This window comes from Jiangella anatolica (assembly GCF_003236295.1).
Lineage (GTDB): Bacteria > Actinomycetota > Actinomycetes > Jiangellales > Jiangellaceae > Jiangella > Jiangella anatolica.
On record NZ_POTW01000226.1, the window covers coordinates 1 to 430 of the forward strand.

Here is a 430-nt window from a genome sequence, read left to right on the forward strand (position 1 = left end):
CACACAAAACCCTTGTGCGCGAGCTTCGCTATCCTTTGCTGCTTGAAGCCGACCATGCCGACGATGCGTGCGTCGCTGCCGGTTCCCGCATAGGCGCCCAGCACGATGGTGGTCGCCAAGCGCTCGGCAAACGCTTCCGTCGAGAGCCCGACCTCGGCCTCGTAGGTTGAACCGAATGCGTCGGGCGAATCCTTGAGCGCAGCAAGACGAATGGCGCGGTAGTCCGCCACGTCAGCTGCATCGACAGAAGACAACTGGCGGATCAAGACTGTGTTGTTCGAGTTTGGGTTGGCGTTGGACATGGCTGGCAAGGCGATCAGCGTGTAGGCAAGAAGCAAACGTAAGCGGCCAGTATCGCGCCAATCACACGCACACGACCTACAGTGCCGCCTCCGTCCATGAAGCCGAGGGCTTTGTCCGTCAATTGGCC

The 430-nt window shown here is 60.5% G+C and carries 1 pseudogene; it reads right to left on the reverse strand.

Annotated features, from left to right (window positions below):
* Positions 1-302: pseudogene (locus tag C1I92_RS35955) on the reverse strand (GNAT family N-acetyltransferase); the annotation flags it as partial.
* Positions 303-430 lie beyond the last annotated feature (128 nt).